General features: G+C 74.8%; 19 protein-coding genes. 7 read left to right on the top strand and 12 right to left on the bottom strand.

Features of this window, described 5'->3' with window-relative positions:
* The first annotated feature begins 19 nt into the window (after positions 1-19).
* Complete coding sequence (locus tag AB0M79_RS29500) at positions 20-3157, top strand: BTAD domain-containing putative transcriptional regulator (protein ID WP_364219841.1); 3138 nt, start codon at positions 20-22, stop codon at positions 3155-3157.
* On the opposite strand, the gene AB0M79_RS29495 is transcribed toward AB0M79_RS29500, so the two are convergent.
* Positions 3126-3707 carry a dihydrofolate reductase family protein gene (locus tag AB0M79_RS29495; RefSeq protein WP_364219838.1) on the bottom strand — a complete coding sequence of 194 codons (582 nt, stop codon included), beginning with the start codon at positions 3705-3707 and terminating at the stop codon, positions 3126-3128. The two genes, AB0M79_RS29500 and AB0M79_RS29495, sit on opposite strands and share 32 nt — an antisense overlap.
* 84 nt (positions 3708-3791) lie before the next feature.
* Here AB0M79_RS29495 and AB0M79_RS29490 point away from each other — a divergent pair, with 84 nt between their 5' ends.
* Together AB0M79_RS29490 and AB0M79_RS29485 are read left to right on the top strand one after the other, a co-directional pair.
* Positions 3792-4577 (top strand): alpha/beta fold hydrolase, encoded by a 786-nt coding sequence (locus AB0M79_RS29490; RefSeq protein ID WP_364219835.1) that lies wholly within the window; start codon positions 3792-3794, stop codon positions 4575-4577.
* A gap of 53 nt (positions 4578-4630) precedes the next feature.
* Complete coding sequence (locus AB0M79_RS29485; protein WP_364219832.1) at positions 4631-5353, top strand: Clp protease N-terminal domain-containing protein; 723 nt, start codon at positions 4631-4633, stop codon at positions 5351-5353.
* Positions 5354-5366: 13 nt separating this feature from the next.
* On the opposite strand, the gene AB0M79_RS29480 is transcribed toward AB0M79_RS29485, so the two are convergent.
* From AB0M79_RS29480 to AB0M79_RS29460, 5 genes are all read right to left on the bottom strand, one after another.
* On the bottom strand, positions 5367-5669 hold the full coding sequence (locus AB0M79_RS29480) for a transcriptional regulator (RefSeq protein WP_364219829.1): 303 nt from the start codon (positions 5667-5669) through the stop codon (positions 5367-5369).
* Positions 5659-6096, bottom strand: a complete 438-nt coding sequence (locus AB0M79_RS29475; protein ID WP_364219826.1) for a hypothetical protein — start codon at positions 6094-6096, stop codon at positions 5659-5661. Before AB0M79_RS29475 ends, AB0M79_RS29480 begins: the two co-directional genes overlap by 11 nt.
* A gap of 116 nt (positions 6097-6212) precedes the next feature.
* Positions 6213-7550 (bottom strand): cellulase family glycosylhydrolase, encoded by a 1338-nt coding sequence (locus tag AB0M79_RS29470; protein ID WP_364219823.1) that lies wholly within the window; start codon positions 7548-7550, stop codon positions 6213-6215.
* Between the two features lie 232 nt (positions 7551-7782).
* Positions 7783-7971, bottom strand: a complete 189-nt coding sequence (locus tag AB0M79_RS29465) for a hypothetical protein (protein WP_364219820.1) — start codon at positions 7969-7971, stop codon at positions 7783-7785.
* An 81-nt stretch (positions 7972-8052) separates the two neighbouring features.
* Positions 8053-8259 carry a hypothetical protein gene (locus AB0M79_RS29460; protein ID WP_364219817.1) on the bottom strand — a complete coding sequence of 69 codons (207 nt, stop codon included), beginning with the start codon at positions 8257-8259 and terminating at the stop codon, positions 8053-8055.
* 309 nt (positions 8260-8568) lie between these two features.
* Between AB0M79_RS29460 and AB0M79_RS29455 the strand changes: the two genes are divergently transcribed.
* A complete protein-coding gene (locus AB0M79_RS29455; RefSeq protein ID WP_364219814.1) occupies positions 8569-9300 on the top strand; it encodes a D-Ala-D-Ala carboxypeptidase family metallohydrolase in 732 nt (243 codons plus the stop codon).
* Positions 9301-9408: 108 nt separating this feature from the next.
* Here AB0M79_RS29455 and AB0M79_RS29450 read toward each other — a convergent pair whose 3' ends face one another.
* On the bottom strand, positions 9409-10101 hold the full coding sequence (locus AB0M79_RS29450; RefSeq protein WP_364219812.1) for a pentapeptide repeat-containing protein: 693 nt from the start codon (positions 10099-10101) through the stop codon (positions 9409-9411).
* A 148-nt stretch (positions 10102-10249) separates the two neighbouring features.
* On the opposite strand from AB0M79_RS29450, the gene AB0M79_RS29445 reads away from it, so the two are divergent.
* Positions 10250-11116 (top strand): sulfurtransferase, encoded by an 867-nt coding sequence (locus tag AB0M79_RS29445; protein ID WP_364219809.1) that lies wholly within the window; start codon positions 10250-10252, stop codon positions 11114-11116.
* 19 nt (positions 11117-11135) lie between these two features.
* Here the strand turns inward: AB0M79_RS29445 and AB0M79_RS29440 are convergent, their stop codons facing one another.
* From AB0M79_RS29440 to AB0M79_RS29420, 5 genes are all read right to left on the bottom strand, one after another.
* Entirely contained in the window at positions 11136-11297 is a 162-nt protein-coding gene (locus AB0M79_RS29440) for a hypothetical protein (RefSeq protein ID WP_364219806.1), read from the bottom strand.
* A gap of 76 nt (positions 11298-11373) precedes the next feature.
* A complete protein-coding gene (locus AB0M79_RS29435) occupies positions 11374-12069 on the bottom strand; it encodes a nitroreductase family protein (protein WP_364219803.1) in 696 nt (231 codons plus the stop codon).
* Positions 12066-13718, bottom strand: coding sequence for a tpaE (locus AB0M79_RS29430; protein ID WP_364219800.1), 1653 nt, complete (start codon positions 13716-13718; stop codon positions 12066-12068). Before AB0M79_RS29430 ends, AB0M79_RS29435 begins: the two co-directional genes overlap by 4 nt.
* Positions 13715-14401 carry a TOMM precursor leader peptide-binding protein gene (locus AB0M79_RS29425; RefSeq protein WP_364219797.1) on the bottom strand — a complete coding sequence of 229 codons (687 nt, stop codon included), beginning with the start codon at positions 14399-14401 and terminating at the stop codon, positions 13715-13717. The genes AB0M79_RS29430 and AB0M79_RS29425 overlap by 4 nt, the downstream gene beginning before the upstream one ends.
* Before the next feature lie 24 nt (positions 14402-14425).
* Positions 14426-15820 (bottom strand): YcaO-like family protein, encoded by a 1395-nt coding sequence (locus tag AB0M79_RS29420; protein WP_364219794.1) that lies wholly within the window; start codon positions 15818-15820, stop codon positions 14426-14428.
* A gap of 261 nt (positions 15821-16081) precedes the next feature.
* Between AB0M79_RS29420 and AB0M79_RS29415 the strand changes: the two genes are divergently transcribed.
* A complete protein-coding gene (locus AB0M79_RS29415; RefSeq protein ID WP_364219791.1) occupies positions 16082-18703 on the top strand; it encodes a LuxR C-terminal-related transcriptional regulator in 2622 nt (873 codons plus the stop codon).
* Between the two features lie 170 nt (positions 18704-18873).
* On the top strand, positions 18874-19518 hold the full coding sequence (locus AB0M79_RS29410; RefSeq protein WP_364219788.1) for a hypothetical protein: 645 nt from the start codon (positions 18874-18876) through the stop codon (positions 19516-19518).
* The last annotated feature ends 10 nt before the right edge of the window (positions 19519-19528 follow it).

Here is a 19528-nt window from a genome sequence, read left to right as displayed (position 1 = left end):
CGCTTGTAGGGTGGCCGGCATGCAGTTCGGCGTACTCGGGCCGCTCGCCGTCACCACCGACGCCGGCGGGCCGGTCACCGTACCCGGGGCCAAGGTCCGGGCGCTGCTCGCCGACCTGCTGGCGAACCGCAACCAGGTCGTCTCCACCGACCGGCTCATCGACGACCTGTGGGGTGACGCCCCGCCCGCGAACGCCGCCGGTGCGCTCCAGGTGCGGGTCTCGCAGCTCCGCAAGGCCCTCGACGACGCCGAACCGGGCGCCCGCGATCTGGTCGAGTCCCGGCCGCCCGGCTACGTCCTGCGGACCACGGCGGTCGACGCGGACCGCTTCGCCGAACTGTCCGGGGCGGGCGACGTCGAGCGGCTGGCGGCAGCGCTCGAACTGTGGCGCGGCGAGCCGTACGCCGACATCGCCGACGCGGAGTTCGTCCGCGCCGAGGCGACCGGCCTGGCCGAGCGGCGGCTCGCCGTGCACGAGCGGCTGGCCGACGCCCGGCTCGCCCGCGGCGAGCACGACCTGGTCGCCGCCGACCTCGCCGCGCTGGTCGCCCGCTATCCGCTGCGGGAGGGCCTGCGGGCACTGCACCTACGCGCCCTGTACGCCGCCGGCCGCCAGTCCGAGGCCCTGGACAGCTACGCCGACCTGCGCGACCGGCTCGCCGACGAGCTGGGTCTCGACCCCGGTCCGGACCTCGTCGCCCTGCACCGCCGGATCCTGGCGCAGGACGCCGGCCTCAGCGCGCCACCGAGGTCCGCGCCGCCGGCCGCCGCACTGGTGATGCCTGGGCCGCCGCCGGCCGCCGCACTGGTGCGGAACAGCATCCCGGCCCGGTTGGACGAACTGGTCGGCCGGGCCGAGGCGCTGACCGAGCTGCGCGTCCTGCTGGCCGGGCGGCGGCTGGTGACGCTCGTCGGGCCGGGCGGCGTCGGCAAGACGCGGCTGGCGACCGAGGCCGCCCGGGAGGCCGGCACCGCGCCGGACGGTGTGGACGGGCCGGTGTTCCCGGACGGGGTCCACCTGGTCGAGCTGGCGGCGCTGCCGGCCGGTGACCCGGGCGTCGCCGACCGGGTCCTCGCCGCGCTGGACGTCCACGAGAGCACGGGCGCCGGCGGCGCCGCCGGGGACCGGCTGCTGGCGGCGCTGCGGCACCGGCGGCTGCTGCTCGTGCTCGACAACTGCGAGCACGTGGTCGAACCGGCCGCCGACCTGGTCGCCCGGCTGCTGCGCGACGCGCCCGGGGTCACCGTACTGGCGACCAGCCGGGAGCCGCTCGGGCTGACCGGGGAGCTGCTGTGGGACGTACCGCCGCTCGCCGTGCCCGCCGACGACGGCGACGTCGACGCGGTACGCCGGTCGGCGGCGGCCCGGTTGTTCGCGGCCCGGGCCGCCGCCCGGCAGCGCGACTTCCGCCTCGACGAGCGGACGGCGCCGGCCGTCGCGCGGCTCTGCCGCCGGCTCGACGGCCTGCCGCTGGCCCTGGAGCTGGCGGCGACCCGGGTCCGGTCGCTCGGCCTGGCCGGTGTCGTCGACCGGCTCGACGACCGGTTCGGGCTGCTCGCCACCTCCGCCCGTGACGTGCCGGCCCGGCAGCGCACGCTGACCGCGGTGATCGGCTGGAGCTGGGACCTGCTCGACGACCGGGAACGTGCGGTGCTCGCGCGGCTCGCCGTGTTCGGCGACGGCTGCACCCTGGACGCGGCCCGGGCGGTCTGCGCCGCCGACTCCGACGTGCTGGGCCGGCTGGTCGACCGGTCGCTGTTGGTCCTGGACGAGACGGCCGGCGGCCCGCGCTACCGGCTGCTGGAGTCGGTCGCGGCGTTCGCGCTGGAGCGGCTGGCCGACGCCGACGCCGTACGGGCCCGGCACGCCTCGTACCACACCGAGCTGGCCGAGCGCGCCGATCCGGCCCTGCGCGGCCCCGGACAGCGGTCGTGGCTGGCCCGGCTCGACGCCGAGGACGCGAACCTGCGGCTGGCGCTCGCGTACGGCGGCGGGTCCCGCCTCGCCGTCGCCCTGACCTGGTACTGGTTTCTGCGCGGGCGGTTCACCGAGGCGGCGCAGGCGCTGTCGGCGGCCGGCGACGACGCCCGGGCGGTCGCCTGGCGGGCCGGCTTCGCACTGTTGCAGGGCGCCCACGTGTCGCCCGCCGAGGCCCGCGCCGCCGACCCGCGGGTCACCTGGTTCGTCGCGTACGCGCTGGTCGACCGCGGCGAGCTGGACCTGGCCGCGGAGCTGCTGTCCGTGGCGGCCGACGCCGGCGACCGCTGGACCGAGGCCGCCGTGCTCAGCTCCCGGGCCAAGCTGGCGCACGCCGCCGGTGACCTGGCCGCCCTCGAGCGCGACGCCACGCGCTGCGCCCGGCTGTTCGCCGAACTCGGCGACCGGTGGGGTCGGCTCCAGGCGACCGACTGGGTCGGTGGCCTCGCCGACCTGCGGGGCGAGTACGACCGCGCCGCCGCGATGCACCACGAGGGCCTGCGGTGGGCACGGGAGCTGACGCTGTGGCCGGAGGTGGGCAGCAAGCTCTCCTGGCTGGCGTGGATCGCCGTGCAGACCCGCGACTACGCCCGGGCCCGCGAGCTGGGTGAGGAGGCCTACCGGCTGGCGGTCGAGCAGGCCGCGCCGGCGGCGATGGTCTTCGCGGAACTGAGCCTGGGCATCGCGGCCCGCCGCGACGGCAAGCTCGACGTGGCGGTCACCCACCTGGAGCACCTGGTGGAGATGGGTCGCCGCGACCCCCAGCCGGCGCTGTTCCTGCCGATGGTCCTGCTGGAGCTGGGCTACGCGGCCGAGCAGGGCGGCGATCCGGCGGCCGCGCTGGCGCTGCACGCCGAGGCGTTCGACCTGGCGTGGGCGATGGCCGCCCAGCGGGACGCGGTCGGCGCGCTGGAGGGCATGGCGTCGGCGGCGGGTGACCCGGGCGTGGCGGCCCGGCTGCTGGGCGCGGCGCGGGCGGCCCGGTCCGCGGCCGACTTCGGGGCGGCGCCGGCCGAGCGTGACGCACTCGACCGGATCACCGCCCGGCTGGTCGCCGCGCTCGGCCGGGCCGAGTTCGACGCCCTGGTCGCGCGGGGGCGCGACCTGGGCCCGGCGGAGGCCCGGGCCCTGGTCCGGCCGTCGCCGGCTACCGCCCCGCCGGCCGGTACGTCGCGATGATCACGCCGTTCTTCATGACCCGGGTGCCGGCGAGTTCCAGGGTCGCCGTGGCGTCGGCGAGCGGGGACGTGACGCTGGGACCACCGACGAGGACCGGGTGGATCCAGAACACGGCCTCGTCGAGCAGGCCGGCGGCGAGCAGGGTGTGGGCGACCGGGCCGTAGCCGTACATGAGGATGTTCTTCCCGTCCTGGGCCTTGAGCCTGGTGACCTCCTCGACCAGGTCGCCCCGCAGGACCGTGGTGTTGTTCCAGGCCGGGTCGGTCAGGGTGGTCGAGGCGACGTACTTGCCGACGCCGTTCATGTAGCCGGCGCCGTCGGCCTCCGACATCTTCGGCCACGCCTCGGCGAAGCCCTCGTAGGTGGCGCGGCCCATCAGCAGGGCGTCGGCGCCCTTCTGCAACGAGTCGGCGAACGCACCGGCCTCGTCGTCGAAGTACGGCATCGTCCACATCGGGTTCTCGATGACACCGTCGAGGGTGATGTACGTCGACGCGATGATCTTGCGCATTGCTTCCTCCAGGCTGTTCTCCGTTGACACCCGGAACACTGCCCGCTCCCCCTTACGGTTTCCTTCAGGTGGCCTTACCGGTCACCCGGCGCGAGGTGTCGTACGGCCGTGCCACCGTGTGGCATGACCGAATTCGTGACCTCGGCGGACGGGACCCGGATCGCCTTCGACGTCGAGGGTGACGGGCCACCGGTCATCCTGATCGGCGGGGCGATGCAGTTCCGCGCCTTCGACCCCGACACCGTCCAGCTCGCCCACCGGCTCGCGGCCCGTGGCTTCACGGTCGTCAACTACGACCGGCGCGGGCGCGGGGAGAGCGGCGCCGGGTCGGTCGGTGCCCTGGAGTCCGAGATCGACGACCTGGCGGCGCTGGTCGGGCGGGTCGGCGGCCGGGCCGCGCTCTACGGGAGTTCGTCGGGCGCGGTCATCGCGTTGTGGGCCGCGCAGGCCGGGGTCGGCGCGACCAGGCTCGCGCTGTGGGAGGCACCGCTGGCGCTGGAGGGGCAGGGCGACGGCGGGGAGACCCTTCGCGGCCTGCGGGAGCGGATCGCGGCCGGTGACCACGAGGGCGCCGTCGAGTTCTTCATGCGCGACATGCCGCCGGAGTGGCTCGCCGGCTCGAAGGCCGGCCCGGCCTGGCCGGTGATGGTGGGGATCGCGCCGTCGCTGGTCGCCGACGCGGCGGCGCTGACGAGGGCGCAGGAGGCGCCGTGGGCGCGGCAGTGGTCGGCGGTGGACGTGCCGGTGCTGGCCATCGTCGGCGAGCGGACGCTGCCGCTCTTCCCGCCGGCCGCCGCCGCGCTGGTGGCCGCGCTCCCCCGCGCCCGGCGGGTGACCGTGCCGGGCACCGACCACGGCTGGCAGCTCGACGCGATGACCGACACCCTCGCCGGATTCCTGACGGACTGAGAAAGCGTCAACTGCCAGTTGACGACCGTCCGTCGTCAACTTATGGTTGACGCATGACGAACCCTGTTCAGATGCCCGCCGAGGTACGCCTCGACGACCTCATCGAGGGCATCAAGAAGGTCCACACCGACGCGCTCGAGCGGCTCTCCACCGCCGTCATCGCCGCCGACCACCTCGGCGAGATCGCCGACCACCTCATCGGCCACTTCGTCGACCAGGCCCGCCGCTCCGGCGCCTCCTGGACGGATATCGGCCGCAGCATGGGGGTCAGCAAGCAGGCGGCGCAGAAGCGTTTCGTCGCCAAGGCCGGCGACGTGCCGGTCTTCGATCCCAGCCAGGGCTTCAACCGCTTCACCGACCGGGCCCGCAACGTGGTCATGGCCGCGCAGGAGGAGGCCCGGGCCGCCGGCAACGACGAGATCCGCCCGGCGCACATGGTGCTCGGACTGCTGGCCGAGCCGGAAGGGCTGGCCGTCAAGGCGGTCGCCGCCCAGGGCGTACCGCCGGAGCGGGTGCGCGACGTCGCCGCCGCCACCCTGCCGGCGGCGACGGCCGAGGTACCGGAGCTGATCCCGTACGACGCGCAGGCGAAGAAGGCGCTGGAGTTGACGTTCCGGGAGGCGATCCGGCTCGGTCACAACTACATCGGCACCGAGCACATCCTGCTCGCCCTGCTGGAGTTCGAGAACGGCACCGGGGTGCTCGCCGACCTCGGCGTCGACAAGGCCGCCGCCCGCGAGTGGATCGAGACCGTACTGCGCAAGTACCGGGCGTGAGGGTCCGCCGCGGTCAGCTCCCGTCGGCCGCGACGATCTGCCGCAACGCCCGTACGTGGGCCGAGTAGGCCCGGGCACCCTCGGGCGTGAGCGACAGCCACACCCTGCTGCGCAGGTCGCGGGTCGCCCGGTCCTGCCGGACGTAGCCGGCGTCGGCGAGCTGGGTCAGGTGCTTGCTGAGCGCGGACTTGGAGAGTCCGAGGTGGTCCTGCAGGTGCTGGAACTCCACCTTGCGGGCGGCGCTGAGCATGGCGCAGATCCGCAGCCGGTGGGGTGCGTGGATCATCTCGTTGAAGGCGGGGATCTCAGCGTCCATCGCCGTACGCCCGCCGGTAGACGTGTCCGGTACGCAGGACGACCGCGGCCGCCACGACACCTCCGACGATCCAGATCCACCAGGCGCCGGTGAGCGCCGAGACGGCCCAGCATCCGCCGAAGGTGGCGAGCATGACGGCCAGGAACGGGGCCATGTCGGTGAACTTCACCGCGGCCCACGACACTCCCTCGCGGTTGAGCCAGTACCTCGCCCCGAGAACGATCGCGACGACGGTCAGGGCGAGGCTCGCCTTGCCCGCGTCGGACGGCGGCAGGAGGCGGACCACATGGAGTCCGGCCACGAGGGCCGCCATCGCGACGAAGAACCAGCGCGGGATCGGCGGGTAGCGGACGGCGTCCTCGTCGTCGGCGAGTTGGCGGAGCATTTCCCGGGCCTGCCGGGGCGAAGGGTTCGACTCTGTTTCCATGACGGAAACTGTACGGGCGAGTTTCCATGATGGCAACTCACCCGTACGGCGGGGTTCGAGAAGGTCGGCGGCGTGCCGGCCGGGGCACCGTGGCCCCGACCGTCACGCCGTCCGGGTCAGCTCCCCGAGCAGGAGGCCACCGGAGCACGGTTGGCCCCGGTCCACGATCCGAGGAAGCCGAAGGTGGTGCCGGCGCCGGCCGCAAGGGTGCCGTTGTAGCTCACGTTGCGGGCGGTCACCGCCGACCCACTGCTGGTGACCGTCGCGTTCCACGCGTTGGAGACGGTCTGGCCGTCGGCGAACGTCCAGGTCACCGTCCACTGCCGCAACGCCGTGTTCCCGGCGGTCACCCGCACCTCACCCTGGAACCCGCCCGGCCACTGGTTCAGCACCGTGTACGTGGCGGTGCAGGCACCGGCCGGCGGCGTGGGCGTCGGCGGGGTCGTGGGCGGGGTCGTCGGCGGCGTGGTCGGCGTCGTTCCGCCGAAGATGGTCGCCTCCCGCGCGGTGGCCCGGATGCCGTGCGGGCCGTTGAAGATGCGCTCGCCCCAGGTGGTGAGCCGGGCGGGGTCGAAGCTGGTGGCCATGTCCAGGATCGGGTCGGTGTTACCGCTCCACGACCACCCGAGGTAGCCGAGGTCGCGGGCGTCCGCCTCGGCGAGCAGGGTTTCGTGGTCGACCTCGCCGGCGTTGAACCGCCAGCCGAACTCGCCGATGACCAGCGGCCAGCCGTTGGCCTCGAAGTGGTCGAGGTAGCCGACGATGCTCGCCGCGGTGTTGTAGACGGCGTACATGTGGATCGACAGCACGGTGTTCCGCCGCACGTCGGCGTCGAGGATCGTCTGCGCGTCGTTCCGCATGACGGACTGCCAGTCCTGGCCCCAGTTCGGGCCGTCGACCATCAGCAGGTGCTGGAAGCCGTTGGCACGCATGCGCTGGATCGCGGCGGCGGTCGCGGCGGTCCACTGGCCGGCGTTCACGTTGCCGATCGGCTCGTTGCCGATGTTGATCACAACGTAGTTCTCCTCGCCCACCAGGGCGCTCTTCTGGCTGATCCAGTAGTCGACGGCCTCGTCCAGGGAGGCGGCCGCGCCCTCCTCGCCGTACCCGGTGGTGTCGTGCACCTCCAGCACGCAGATCAGCTTGTTCTGCTTGCACAGGCCGATCACGGCGGCGACGTCGTTGGACGGGCCCCACCGCTTGCCGGTGCCCAGCACGACGCGCACGGTGTTGGCCCCGAGCGCCTTGACGTCGGCGAACGAGTCGGTCTCGCCGGTGAACCAGACGTGCGGGTGGTTCACCCCACGCATGACGAACGGTTCGCCGTTGGCCTCGACGATGGTGGTCCCGTCGATGTGCAGACCGACCGCGGCGTGGGCCGGTGGTACGAACATCAGGGCGGAGGCGGCGAGCGCGACGATCGCGGCGCCGACGACGGTGAGTGGTCTTCTCATGAGCTGCCTCGAAGGTGAGGGCCGGCCCCGGAGCCGGGGCACGACGGCGTACGCCACGGGCATGGGCCCTGGCGAGCGCTGCCCCTGCGCTCGCGGACGTGCCCGGCCCGCTGACGTGTGACGATTGTCCCGGCTCGGGGACGAAGGTTACGCGTCGAGGCTGATCGATGCAATGTGAGCGCTCACCGACGCCGGGCCGGCGGGCACCGGACCGGGCGGACACCGGACCGGCTCAGCACCCGGGCTGGTGGATCCACCCCACGCCGACGCCGTGGACGGAGTCGACGGCGCCGATCGTCCGTACGCACTCGACCGGGGCGTAGAGCATGTCGCTCCAGCTCACCGCGCCGGCGACCCAGGGCTGCGTCCAGGTGAACCGGGCTTCCCCGGGCGGCGTGTCGCGGTAGATGTTCGTCGTCATCCCGCCGGGCCATCCGGTCGGCGCCGCGAACCTCGTCCGTACGGAGATCCAGTTGGTCCCGCAGTTCCTGCCGTACCAGAGCTATCCCGTGCCGACACTCGTGGCGGAGAAGGTCACGATGTCGACCGTCTGGAGCAGGACCATGGAGGACGCACACCCACTGTCGTACGGGTCCTGGTTGTCGTATCCGTATCCGCTGCGCGCGGCGGCCGGGGCGGCGCCGCCGAGGGCGGCGACGAGGCCCGCGACCACGGCGACCGCCACCGACGCCGATCGTCCGAATCCCATCCGTCTCTCCGTTCCGGTCCGGCCGATCCGGCGACCCTCCGTCGCCGCGACCGCTCGACCCGGTGTCGACGCCAGGTCTGCGCGGGCCGGCCGGACCGGCCTCGTTGCACAGGCGAAGAATCCCGCAACGGCGGCTGTCGACCGCCCACCGAACGGCATCCGGCGGCCCCTGGGGGACGGCACCGCACCGCCACTCTCGGGCAGGAAAGTTTCCGAATGTTACGAACGGCTGTCAGATATTGACATAGATCCCCTTCTCAGTCACGCTCGTCGATGCGCTTGATCCCCACCACAAATGGAGGCTCACGAATGTTCAGACGTGCTTCGAAGATGCTGGCGGCGCTCGTCCTCACAGCCGCGGCCACACTGGTCGGCGCCACCGTCGGCGCGTCCCCCGCCTACGCCGACGGCTGCTACACCTGGGGCCGCACCCTCCAGCAGGGTGCCTCGGGCGAGGACGTACGGCAGCTCCAGATCCGGGTCGCCGGCTACCCGGGCTACAACGCCCAGCTCGCCATCGACGGCGTCTTCGGCCCGGCCACCCGCTCGGCCGTCATCCGCTTCCAGCAGGCGTACGGCCTGGCCGCCGACGGCGTCGCCGGCCCCAACACGTTCAACCGCATCTACGCGCTGCAGGACAACGACTGCACCCCGGTCAACTTCAGCTACGCCGAACTCAACAAGTGCAACAGCACCTGGTCCGGCGGTGCGGTGTCAGCCGCGACCGCCCGCGCCAACGCGCTGGTCAGCATGTGGAAGCTCCAGGCGCTGCGGCGCGCGCTGGGCGACCAGTCGATCCGGGTGACCAGCGGCTTCCGCAGCTACTCGTGCAACAGCGCGGTCGGCGGCGCGAGCAACAGCCGGCACCTCTACGGCGACGCCGTAGACCTCGGCGCCGGCCCGCACACCCTGTGCCGCCTCGCCCAGCAGGCCCGCTACCACGGCTTCCGGCAGATCCTCGGTCCCGGCTACCCCGGCCACAACGACCACACCCACGTCGCCGCGGTAGGCGGCTGGTCCGCCCCGTCCTGCGGCATGTAACCCCCACTCCCCCGCGATCTTGCACTAGTCACCCGACAAACCCAGACAAAGGCGGGAGACAACTGCAAGATCGCGGGGGCTCGGGGGCGCCCGGGCCGCCCCCGAAGCTCAGGGCTCGGGGGCGATGCGTACGCCCAGGGCGGCGGCGAAGACGTGGGCCAACTGGATCAGGTCGGCCGCCTCGACGACCGCGCCCCGCCAGCTCGTCACCCCGGCCACGTCCAGCAGCACACAGTCGCGGAACCGGGTGCCGGTCATCGTGGCGTTGTCGAACCGGGCGCCGGTCAGGTCGCAGCCGACGAACGCCGCCCCGCCCAGGTCGGCACCGGTGAAGTCGGCGCCGGTGAGGTTGCAGCCCTCGAAGCGTACGGCCGTGAAGCGGGTGAACCGCCAGCCCGACAGATCCATCCGGCACGCCTCGAACACCACGTCGCGGGCGACCGCGTCGACGAGGGCGAAGCCGGTCATCCGCGAGTCGGCGGCCCGCACCCGGAGCAGGGTCGCCGACGGCATCCGCAGGTTGGCCCAGTCGCCGCTCTCGACCAGGCAGTCGGTGAGGCGGGCCCGGGACAGCGTCGTACCGGCCAGCGTGGTGTGGCGCATCCGGCACTGGGTGAACTCGACCGCCTCGGCCCGCCGGCCGGACAGGTCGAGGTCGACGAAGCCGAGCCGCTCGTAGCCGGCCTCGGTGTCGAGGTCGTGGTCGGGCAGCACGGCCGGGTCGAGTGACGCCGGCGGCCGCGGCCGGGCCGGCTCGGCCGGCACCCGCGCCGGTCGGGTTCGCGGTCGGGACGGGGACACCGGGTCACCCTACGGCAGCGCCGGGGCCGGGCCGGCACCTGCGGTGACCGGCGACACGTTCCGGAATGATCAAGCTCTGGACCAGCTTGTACGTCGAATAGACCCTACTTTTCCGGTAGGCGATCGACGACTGTGACGGAGTGACGCGATGACGGCCCTGCCCACCCCACTGGTCTCCACCGACTGGCTCGCCGACCACCTCGACGACCCCGACGTACGGATCCTCGACGCGACCGTGCACCTGGCCGCGCCGGAGCCGGGCAGCACGCAGTGGAGCCAGCGGTCCGGACACGACGACTACCTCGCCGCCCACATCCCGGGCGCGGCGTTCGCCGACATCATCGACGACCTGTCCGAGCCCGACGGCGGCTGGTTCACCAAGCCGTCCCCGGCCCGGTTCGCCGCCGCCGCCGGCCGCCTCGGTATCGGCCCGGACAGCCGCGTCGTCGTCTACTCGCTCGACCCGTTCTGGGCCACCCGGGTCTGGTGGCTGCTGCGGGCCAACGGCTTCGACAACGTCGCCGTGCTCGACGGCGGCTTCCGCAAGTGGACCGCGGAGGGCCGGCCGACCCGCGCCGGCGCGGAGAGCTACCCGGCGGCCGGGTTCGTCGGCAGCCCACGCCCGCAACTGTTCGCCGAACTCGCCGAGGTCGAGCGGGTCGTCGAGAGCGGCTCCGGGGCATGCCTGATCAACAGCCTGTCGCCGCAGGACCACCACGCGACGCAGACCAACAGCTACCCCCGCCCCGGCCGGATCCCCGGCAGCGTCAACGTGTTCGTCGGCGCGCTGCTCGACCCGGCCGACGGCACGTTCAGGCCGGTCGACGAGCTGCGCGAGATCTTCGCCGACGTACTGGCCCGGCCGGGCCGCAAGGTCACGTACTGCGGTGGCGGGATCGCGGCGACCGGCGACGCGCTGGCGCTGACCCTGCTCGGCGAGCCCGACGTCGCCGTCTACGACGGCTCGCTGCGCGAGTGGACCAGCGACCCCCGGCTGCCGCTCGAGGTCGGCTGATCCACCCGCGCGCGTGGCGTCAGGCCGGGCTGCCGAACGGCGCCCACCCGGCGCTGCCGAGCGGACCCTCGCAGAACGGCGCGGTGCGGGCCGCCGGTCTCACGCCGTTGCCGGCCCCGTACTCCGACTCCTCCAGGTCCTCGGCGTAGAGGTCGAGTTCCACCGGGTTCGTCAGCTCCATGACTGCCTCCTTCTGATCGGACCGTCCCGGCCGTGACCGGCCGGGACACCGGGTGAGCGCCCGCTGGGGTCGGCGCTCACCCGGTGGCTGTGGGGTTTCCCAGGGCGACGGCGAACAACGGCTGCCGGCGTACGCCGTCGCAGTGCAACGGCCGGCGTACGGCGGCCGGCACCAGGCCGGCGAAGACGCAGCCGACCAGGTCACGGGCGACCGCGTCGAGCCACATCGCGTACGCGGCGGCGCCGGCGCGGGCCAGCAGCAGCCGGTAGCCGTGCCCGTCGCGGCGGGCGGTGGCCGACCCGATGTCGCCGAGGATCGTGACGATCGCGCCGGCGTCGGCGAACTCCGGGTCGGCGAGCAGGTCCGCGCCGGCGTCCCGATTCGGCAGCGGCAGCACCGGGGTGACGGTCCGGGTGGCCGCGTCGTAGCGGTGGACACCGGCCCGGAGGCCGTCGACACGCAACGCCACGACCAGCACCTCCAGCGGGTCGTGGTCGACCTCGGTCGGCCGGTCCCGGCGGTCCGCCGCGATCCCCGCCGCGACGGCCGCGCCGAGTTCGGGCAGCCGCAGCGGGGTGGCCGCGAACCGTCGTACCGCCCGCCGGCGCGACAGCGCGGTGAGCAGGTCGGACCGTCGTCCGAAGGCGGCCGGTACGGCCACCGGCGGCCCGGTGGCGGGCAGCGCGGGCAGGGCCGGGAGCCCTTCGGCGGGCGGGCGGGTGGCGTCGAAGGAGCGCAGCAGCGCGAGCGCGAGGCCGGCGGGCGAGGTCACGCGGGCACCTCCCGGTCTCCCGGGGCGCGCCCGTCCACCGCCCGCTCCAGCAGGTCGATCACGGCGGTGACGGGTTCGGCGGCACGGTCGACGCCGAGCACGGCGGCGAGCCCGGCGTCGTCCCACTCCGGGCGGGGCGGCGCGGTCAGGCCCAGCGGGATCGCGGCGGCGCCGGTGGCGGCCTGGGCGCAGCCGGCGTCGAGCAGCACCAGGCGCAGCGCGGTCGCGTCGTACTCGCCGACCGCCCGGCGCAGGTCGGCGGTGAGCACGATCGAGGCGGGCGCGGTCCCACGTACGCCGTCCGTCAGGTCCGCGAGGCGGGCGAGCGCGTGCCGGTCGGCGACGTAGCCGTAGACGCCCGCGGGCAGGCCGGCGACGTCGCGGGCCACGAGGTGCGCCACGACCGAGCCGAGGTTTCCGGCGGTCGCGGTCCAGCGCAGCACCCGGTCCGGGGTCTCGCCGCGCCAGCCGGCACAGACCGCCAGCAGCACCCCGACCGCGGCCAGGTCGACCCGGTCGCCGGTCCGGCCGTCGCGCAGCAGGTCCATCGCGGGCGCGGGCAGCGGCGTACGCGGCGCGAGCGGCCACGTCTTCGCGGCGCGGCGGGACGCCGGCCCGGCCGGCCGGTAGTGCGCCCGGTGCCGCCCGGCGTCGGGGAAGTCCCGGGGCGCGCGGCCGACCGCCGCCTCGTAGCGGGCCGCCGGCGGCGCCTCGCCCGGCTCGCCCGGCACGGCCGAGCAGTCGGGACAGCCGGGGCGGGTGGTGGCGGCGTGCCGCTCCTGGGTGAGATCGGTGAGGTCGACGCCGCGCCACCGCATCGGCAGGGCGACCTGGGTGGCCCTGCCGACCAGCCCGAAGATCTCGTTGGCGGCCAGCGCGGCGGCGAGCGCGAGATCGTCGGGGTCGGGTGGGCCAGCGGGATCGGGTGGGCCGGCGGGGCGCCCGGTGGCGCAGGCGGGGCACGGGGTGAACCGGGAATCGACGTACGGGCCGAGGTGGGCGACGCCGTCGCGGACCGACACCCACAGCAGCGGGATGCCGCTCCGCCAGCAGTCGGCGACCGTGTCCGCGTCGTCGTCCGGTGCCGCTGCCGCCAGCACGACCAGCGTGGCGGCACCGGCGGGGAACGGCCCCGCGCCCCGGCTCACCGCGATGTGCGCGCCGAGTTCGGTGGCGAGCGCCGCCGCCAGCGGGCCGTCGCCGCGTACCTCGACGTGCGCGGCCGCGAGCCGGGCGGCGGTCAGCTCCCAGGCGGCGTCGGCGCCGGTCGCGTCACCGATCCGGGACAGGAAGTCGGCCAGGTGGTCGGGCACCGCGGTCACGTCGGCACCGGCCGGCGCGGCCTCCTCGACGGCTCCGCAGGCCCACAGCAGGGTCACCGCCTGGAACAGTGCCCGGGGCGTGATGCCGAGCGTGGCGGCCAGGGTCGGGTGGTCGCGGCTGCCGTCCATCAACGGCAGCAGGCGCGCGACCAGGTCGACGGCGGCCCCGCCGAGGCGCTTGCGGCGCGCCACGCCGTCGATGACCAGCCCGTCCCCGGCCCGGTACGTCAGCACCCCACGCCGGGTACGCGGCCGTACCGGCACCGCGAACCGCCGGTCGGTCAGCGCCGCCCGCGCCACGAACCCGGCCGTGACGACGCCGCTCATGCCGGGCCCCCGGTCCCCTCGCGGCGGGCGTCCGGCACACCGGGTTCCCCGGGCCGGCGCAGGCGCGCGGCGAGGTCGTCGAGTCGTGCCGCGTGGTCGCGCGGCGGCCGGCAGCGGGGGCAGCGGTCGACCGCCACCACCCCGTGCCGCCCGGTCGTGCCGGTGACCAGGTCGACGGTACGTACCCAGCCGCCGGGCCGCTCGCCGGACGGCGTCCAGGCGTCGCGGACGGCGCGGCGGGCCAGCGCCACCGCGAGCCCGACGTGGTGGTCGGCGTATCCGGGGATCGGCCGTTCGACGGTCCCGGTGTCCGGGCCGCCGTGCTGCCGGCGGCGGCGCTGGAAGCAGTCGTGGCAGGCGGTGCGCCCGGGCACCACGACCGGGCCGCAGCGCAGGTGGGGGTGGTCGAGAAGGACCGGGAACCAGGGCCGGCGGGCGGCGTACGCGGCCCGGTCGACGGCGTCGGCCAGCGCGGGCCGGTCGTGGCCGGCGGCCAGCACCACGATGTCCGCCGCCGGCCGGCTCACCGGCCGGTCGGTGACGGTCGAGCCGGGATGGCCGGCGGCGAGCCGCGCGGCGACCCGGTGCCCGAAGTCGCCGGACGCGACGACCAGCAGCGTCGGGGTGGCCGGCTCAAGCCGGGCACCCTGATCGCGCACGTCTCGCTCGACGGTGGCGTACATCGTGGTCCTCCGTGGTGCGGTCGGTCAGGCGAACGGTTGCGGTACGGGGTTGACGTCGGCCTCGGCGCGCACCGGATGACCCATGGCGGCCGGGGCGGCGTAGAGGCGGGGGTGGGCGAGGTAGCGGGCCCGGTGCACGAACGACAGCGGCATGAGCTGCGGTACGAGCACCCGGACCACGACCGCGCCGGCCTGCTCGGCCTCGTCGGTGGTCAGGTCGACGACGACGACCTCGCAGCCACCGGCCCGCAGCCGCGCCAGCAGCCAGTACAGGACGGTGATCGGCTCCCCCGGCGGCGGCGCCGGCAGGTCGGCGAGACGGCGTACCGGGCGGTCGCCGTCGAGCAGGAAGTCGAAGTGGTGCCGCCGGTCGCGGCGGCCGAGTGCGATCGCCCCGTCGACGACGCTGGCGACGTCCGGCCCGGCCGGCGGCGTACGGGCGGCGGCCGCCGCCCGCAGCGCGATCCGCAGGGCGGCGGCCTCGCGGTACACCTTGGCCACCGCCGCGCGCGGATCCGCCACGCAGGCGGCGGCCACGAGCTGGGCGAGGTGCCGGTCGTGGTCGGCGAGCTGCAGGCCGAACAGGACCGGGATGCCGAGGTCGGTCGTCGCGTCGAAGAGCAGCGTGTGCACGTACGGCACCCGACCCCGGCCGACGAGCTCCCGGGACCGGTCGTCGAGGCCGGCCGGGTCGGCGGCCAGCCGGGGCAGCCGGAGACGTTGCAGCCAGGCGAGGCTGACCGCGTCGCGCTCGACGACCTCCAGCAGGCCGGCGACGACGGCCGCGACCGGATCGGTGTGCGCCGCGCAGCCGGTCGAGGTCGGGTTGGTGACCGCCTCCGCCGCCGACTCCGGCGGGTTCTTCAGCCAGACGTGGGCGGCCGGCACGTACACCGGCCGGTCGGCGGTCAGCGACCAGCCGCGTACCCAGCGGCGCGGGGCGGCCCGGTCGGGTGCGACCAGGCCGCAGCGCGGGTCGGCGAGTTCGGCCGGCGAGCAGCGCGGCCACGAGTCGAGGTCGACCGCCTCGGCGCCGAGTTCGTCGGCGCTGGCCCGGATGGTCCGGTCGGGGTCGACGGCGCAGGAGGAGTACCGCTCGACGGCCTCGGCGACGGCCAGGTGTGCCGCCCGGGCGGGGTCGAGGTCGCCGCCCGCGCCGTCGAGGTTGCCGTGCTCGGGGCGGTGCGACCAGCGGCGGTGCGGGTCGAGCACCGGGCCGGGGTCCCCGAGCCGGGCGACGAAGGTCGGCAGGTCGGCCTCCCCGTCGGCGGCCGGCAGCCGGGTCACGGCGCCGACCAGCCCGTACGGCGAGACAAGGGCACCGAACCGGCGCAGGCCGGTCGGTACGGTCGAAGTGTCGGATAGCGGACGCGATTCGCGGTCGGGTCCGTTGTGGATCCCGGTCACCGCTGGGTTCATCGTCGCCGCCTGTCGTCGTCCACCTCGGATGCCGACCCAGTGTGGGCGGCCCGGCGGCCCCCCCGCCTGAGTGCCGGGTACTCAAAAGTCACGGCGCGGCCGGAGAGCGGTTACTCATCCGGACCGGACCGGACCGGGCCGACCGGCGGCCGGCCGGGGCGGGCGAAGAGGATACGACCCGCACGCACCCGCCCCGTTCAGCCGCTAGACGCCGCTGTCTAACTTGCCGGTAAACCGCATGAGTAGCTGGAGGACGCGGGGATGCGGATGGTTGCGGATCGGTTGTCGGTGGACGGCCCGCTGGTCGGGCGCGACGACGAACGGGAGCGGATCGCGGGGGCGCTGACCGCCGTACCGGGCTGCGGGGTGCTGCTGGTCGGCCGGCCCGGGGTGGGCAAGAGCCGGCTCGCCGCGGCGGCCCTGGACGACCACGAGCGGGCCGGTGCCGCCGTCGTCCGGCTGGCCGCGACGCCCGGCTGGCGGGAGGTGCCGTTCGGCGCGGTCGTCGACCTGTTACCCGGCGCGGCCCTCGGCGTCACGGACGTGTTCCGTGAGGTGGAGCGCCGCCTGCACGCCATCGCCGCCGGCCGGCCGGTCGTGGTCGGCGTCGACGACCTGCACTTCCTCGACGACGCCTCCGCCGCCCTGCTGGAACGGCTCGTCGTCGGCGGCTCCGTGCAGGTGCTGGCCAGCACCCTCGACGCCACCGTCGACGCCCCGCCGGTCGCGCTGCTGCGCCGGGCCGGCGCGCTGGCCCGGGTCGAGGTGGCACCGCTGGCGTTCGCCGACTTCCGTGATCTGGTCTCGACGCTGCTCGACGGCCCGGCCGACGGGCTCACCCTCGACGCGCTGTGGCGGCTCACGCTGGGCAACCCGCTGTTCGTACGGGAGGTGCTGCGGGCCGGTTTCGCCGACGCGGCGCTGCGCCGGGAGAACGGCATGTGGCACTGGCGGCCCGAGCACCTGGGCACGCCCGGGCTGCCGGAGGTGGTCGGGCTGACCGTCGGCGCACTGACCGCCGCGGAGTCGTCGGCGCTGGCGTACGTCGCGTACGGCGCCCCGGTCCCGCTGCCGCTGCTCGAACGGCTGGTGCCCGCCGACGTCACCGAGGACCTCGAGGAGCGCGGCCTGATCCGGCTCGACCAGACCGGCCAGCGCACCGTGGTCCGGCTCGGCCACCCGCTGTACGGCGAGGCGGTGCGGGCCCGTACCGGCCGGCTACGGACCCGGCGGATCCTGCGCGAGCTGGCCGATGCCCTGGAACCGGAGACGGCCGGCGTCGAGGACCGCATCCAGGTGGTGTCGTGGCGGGTCGAGGCGGGGCTCGAGGTCGACCCGGCCGAACTGCTCGGCACCGCGACCGAGGCGCTGCGCCGCGGCGGCGCCGGGCTGGCGCTGCGGCTGGCCGAACGGGTGCCGACCGCCGCCGGGGCGTGGCACGCCGGCCGGGCCCTGGTCGCGCTCGGCCGGCACCAGGAGGCCGACGACCGGCTGCGGCGCGGCTACGCGGAGATGGAGGTGCCCCGCGACCGGGCGCAGGCCGCCGCGCTGCGCGCCCTGAACCTCTTCTGGGGGCTGCGCCGTCCCGACGACGCCCTGCGGGTACTGGCCGACGCCGAACGGACGCTACCGGACGGGGTGCACCACGAGCTGCTGTCGGCGCAGGCCGGGATCGCGGTGTTCTGCGGCCGCGGCCACGAGGCGCTGGCGACGATCGCGACCGCGCTGGAACAGCCGTCGCAGGACCCGCTGCTGGCCACCGCGATCGCGCCGCTGCGGCCGTACGTGATGGTCTTCGCCGGGGCGCCCGCCCAGGTCGCCGCCGCGTTCGCGGCCGGCGACCCGGCGCTGCCCGAGGTGTGGCCGACGATGCGGGCCGCCACCCAGACCTGCCACGTGCAGGCGCTGGTGATGGCCGGTCGCATCGTGGAGGCGACCGAGGCCGCGGAACGCTACTACGCCGACGCCGTCGCCCACGGCGCGCCGGACGGGGTGGGCCTGATCGCGATGGCACGCGGCATCTGCGCCGGCGAACGCGGCCAGATCGAGGTGGCCTCCCGCTGGATCGACGAGGCGCTGGCGGTGACCGATCCGGCGACGGTGTTCCCGATCCGGGTGAAGATCCTGGCGATGCGGGCCTGGTGGGCGGCGCACCGGCGCCGGTTCGACGAGGGCTGGGCGGCGCTCGATGAGGTGACCCGGCTGGTCCCGGACGGCAGCTCCGCCGGCGACTACGCCCGGCTGAGCGAGGCGTGGCTGCTGGCGATGTCGGGCGAGCAGACCCGGGCGGTGACGCTGCTGCGGGAGCTGACGGACGCGTTCCTGGCCGGCGGGCAACTGTCGGTGGGGATGGACGCCGTGCACCTGTGGTCGCGGCTGGAGCCGTCGGCGGCCGTCGCCGCCGAGGCCCGCCGGATCGCCGACCTGTGCGACACCCCGCTGTTCGGCTGGTACGCCGACTACGCCGAGGCGCTGGCGGCCGGCGACCCGCTGCGGCTGGAGGAGATCAGCCAGGCGTGGGAGGAGCACCGGTACGACCTGCTGGCGCTGGAGGCGGCGGTGCAGGCGGCCCGCTGCCAGCCGCCGGACGGCCGTACCGCGAGCCGGTTGGCCCGCCGGGTCGAGCGGCTGCGCCAGGAGTGCGCCGGGTTCTGGCCCGCGTGGCTCGACGAACCGGACCCGGCCGGCCCGCTGACCCCGCGCGAACGGGAGGTGAGCGCGCTGGCGGCGGCCGGGCTGGGCAACCCGGAGATCGCCGAGCGGCTGGTGCTGTCGGTGCGGACGGTCGAGAACCACCTGCAACGGGCGTACGGCAAACTCGGCATCCGGGACCGCCGGGAACTGGCGGCGGCGATCGGCGCTCCCCCGACGCCGGTCCGTTAGGGGGAGGTGGGCCGGGGTACGTGGGCTGTGGGTACGTGGGCTGTGGGGTACGTGGGCGCCCGTGGTGCCGCCCACCGCCCGTGCCCCGCGCCGCCTGTACGGGCCGTCCGCGCGTTGCCCACCCACGCAACAACTTTCTCTTTGGTGCTCGTGGGTGCAGGCTCGGCGCCATGCGTTGGACCTACGACGGGACCATCAGGAACGTGCTCTGGATCGGTGGCGCGCAATGGGCCGGCAAGACCACGGTCGCCGCCATCCTGACCAGCCGGTACGGGCTCACCCACTACCACTGCGACTACCATGATTCCCGAGCCCACGAGGATCGCCGGAACGCGGCCCGCGCCCGTCAGGGGCAACCACCAACAGACTGGCCGGCATATTGGAGCGAGCTCTCCGCGCGCGAGATGGCGGTCCGCGCCCTTGACGACTTCGCCGAGAGGTTTCCCTGGGTCTTGGACGACCTGCGCGCTCTGGTTTCCCCGCACCCGATCCTGGCCGACGGCTGGAACCTCCGGCCCGACCTCATCGCCACCGTCGCCGACGATCTGCGTCGCGCGGTCGTGCTGGTTCCCACCGACGAGTGGCGCGAGCACCAGGCCGCGACTCTATCCCGGGCGGGTGTGTTCGGCGTGGACTTGTCCGATCCTGAACAAGCCCGGCGTAGCCGCCTGGAACGCGACAGAATCCTTGCCGCAGACGCCGCTCAGCGTGCCACCGCCCTGGGCATACGGGTGATCGAGGTGGACGGTACCGAGAACGCGGAGTCCATCGCCGACGAGGTAGCCGACCACTTCAGTGCTGTCATGACCGCCTGATCGATCTCGG

It is taken from the genome of Polymorphospora sp. NPDC051019, assembly GCF_040683055.1.
In the GTDB taxonomy this organism is placed as follows: domain Bacteria; phylum Actinomycetota; class Actinomycetes; order Mycobacteriales; family Micromonosporaceae; genus Polymorphospora; species Polymorphospora lycopeni.
Note: the sequence above shows the minus strand (reverse complement) of the source record. Positions and strands in the feature narration are given on the sequence as shown.

What these genes read in the sequence shown, in the direction of transcription:
- AB0M79_RS29500 (WP_364219841.1), top strand. Translation starts at nt 20, where the DNA reads ATGCAGTTCGGCGTACTCGGGCCGCTCGCCGTCACCACCGACGCCGGC.
- AB0M79_RS29490 (WP_364219835.1), top strand. Translation starts at nt 3,792, where the DNA reads ATGACCGAATTCGTGACCTCGGCGGACGGGACCCGGATCGCCTTCGAC.
- AB0M79_RS29485 (WP_364219832.1), top strand. Translation starts at nt 4,631, where the DNA reads ATGACGAACCCTGTTCAGATGCCCGCCGAGGTACGCCTCGACGACCTC.
- AB0M79_RS29480 (WP_364219829.1), bottom strand. Translation starts at nt 5,669, where the DNA reads ATGGACGCTGAGATCCCCGCCTTCAACGAGATGATCCACGCACCCCAC.
- AB0M79_RS29475 (WP_364219826.1), bottom strand. Translation starts at nt 6,096, where the DNA reads ATGGAAACAGAGTCGAACCCTTCGCCCCGGCAGGCCCGGGAAATGCTC.
- AB0M79_RS29470 (WP_364219823.1), bottom strand. Translation starts at nt 7,550, where the DNA reads ATGAGAAGACCACTCACCGTCGTCGGCGCCGCGATCGTCGCGCTCGCC.
- AB0M79_RS29465 (WP_364219820.1), bottom strand. Translation starts at nt 7,971, where the DNA reads ATGACGACGAACATCTACCGCGACACGCCGCCCGGGGAAGCCCGGTTC.
- AB0M79_RS29460 (WP_364219817.1), bottom strand. Translation starts at nt 8,259, where the DNA reads ATGGGATTCGGACGATCGGCGTCGGTGGCGGTCGCCGTGGTCGCGGGC.
- AB0M79_RS29455 (WP_364219814.1), top strand. Translation starts at nt 8,569, where the DNA reads ATGTTCAGACGTGCTTCGAAGATGCTGGCGGCGCTCGTCCTCACAGCC.
- AB0M79_RS29445 (WP_364219809.1), top strand. Translation starts at nt 10,250, where the DNA reads ATGACGGCCCTGCCCACCCCACTGGTCTCCACCGACTGGCTCGCCGAC.
- AB0M79_RS29440 (WP_364219806.1), bottom strand. Translation starts at nt 11,297, where the DNA reads ATGGAGCTGACGAACCCGGTGGAACTCGACCTCTACGCCGAGGACCTG.
- AB0M79_RS29430 (WP_364219800.1), bottom strand. Translation starts at nt 13,718, where the DNA reads ATGAGCGGCGTCGTCACGGCCGGGTTCGTGGCGCGGGCGGCGCTGACC.
- AB0M79_RS29425 (WP_364219797.1), bottom strand. Translation starts at nt 14,401, where the DNA reads ATGTACGCCACCGTCGAGCGAGACGTGCGCGATCAGGGTGCCCGGCTT.
- AB0M79_RS29420 (WP_364219794.1), bottom strand. Translation starts at nt 15,820, where the DNA reads ATGAACCCAGCGGTGACCGGGATCCACAACGGACCCGACCGCGAATCG.
- AB0M79_RS29415 (WP_364219791.1), top strand. Translation starts at nt 16,082, where the DNA reads ATGCGGATGGTTGCGGATCGGTTGTCGGTGGACGGCCCGCTGGTCGGG.
- AB0M79_RS29410 (WP_364219788.1), top strand. Translation starts at nt 18,874, where the DNA reads ATGCGTTGGACCTACGACGGGACCATCAGGAACGTGCTCTGGATCGGT.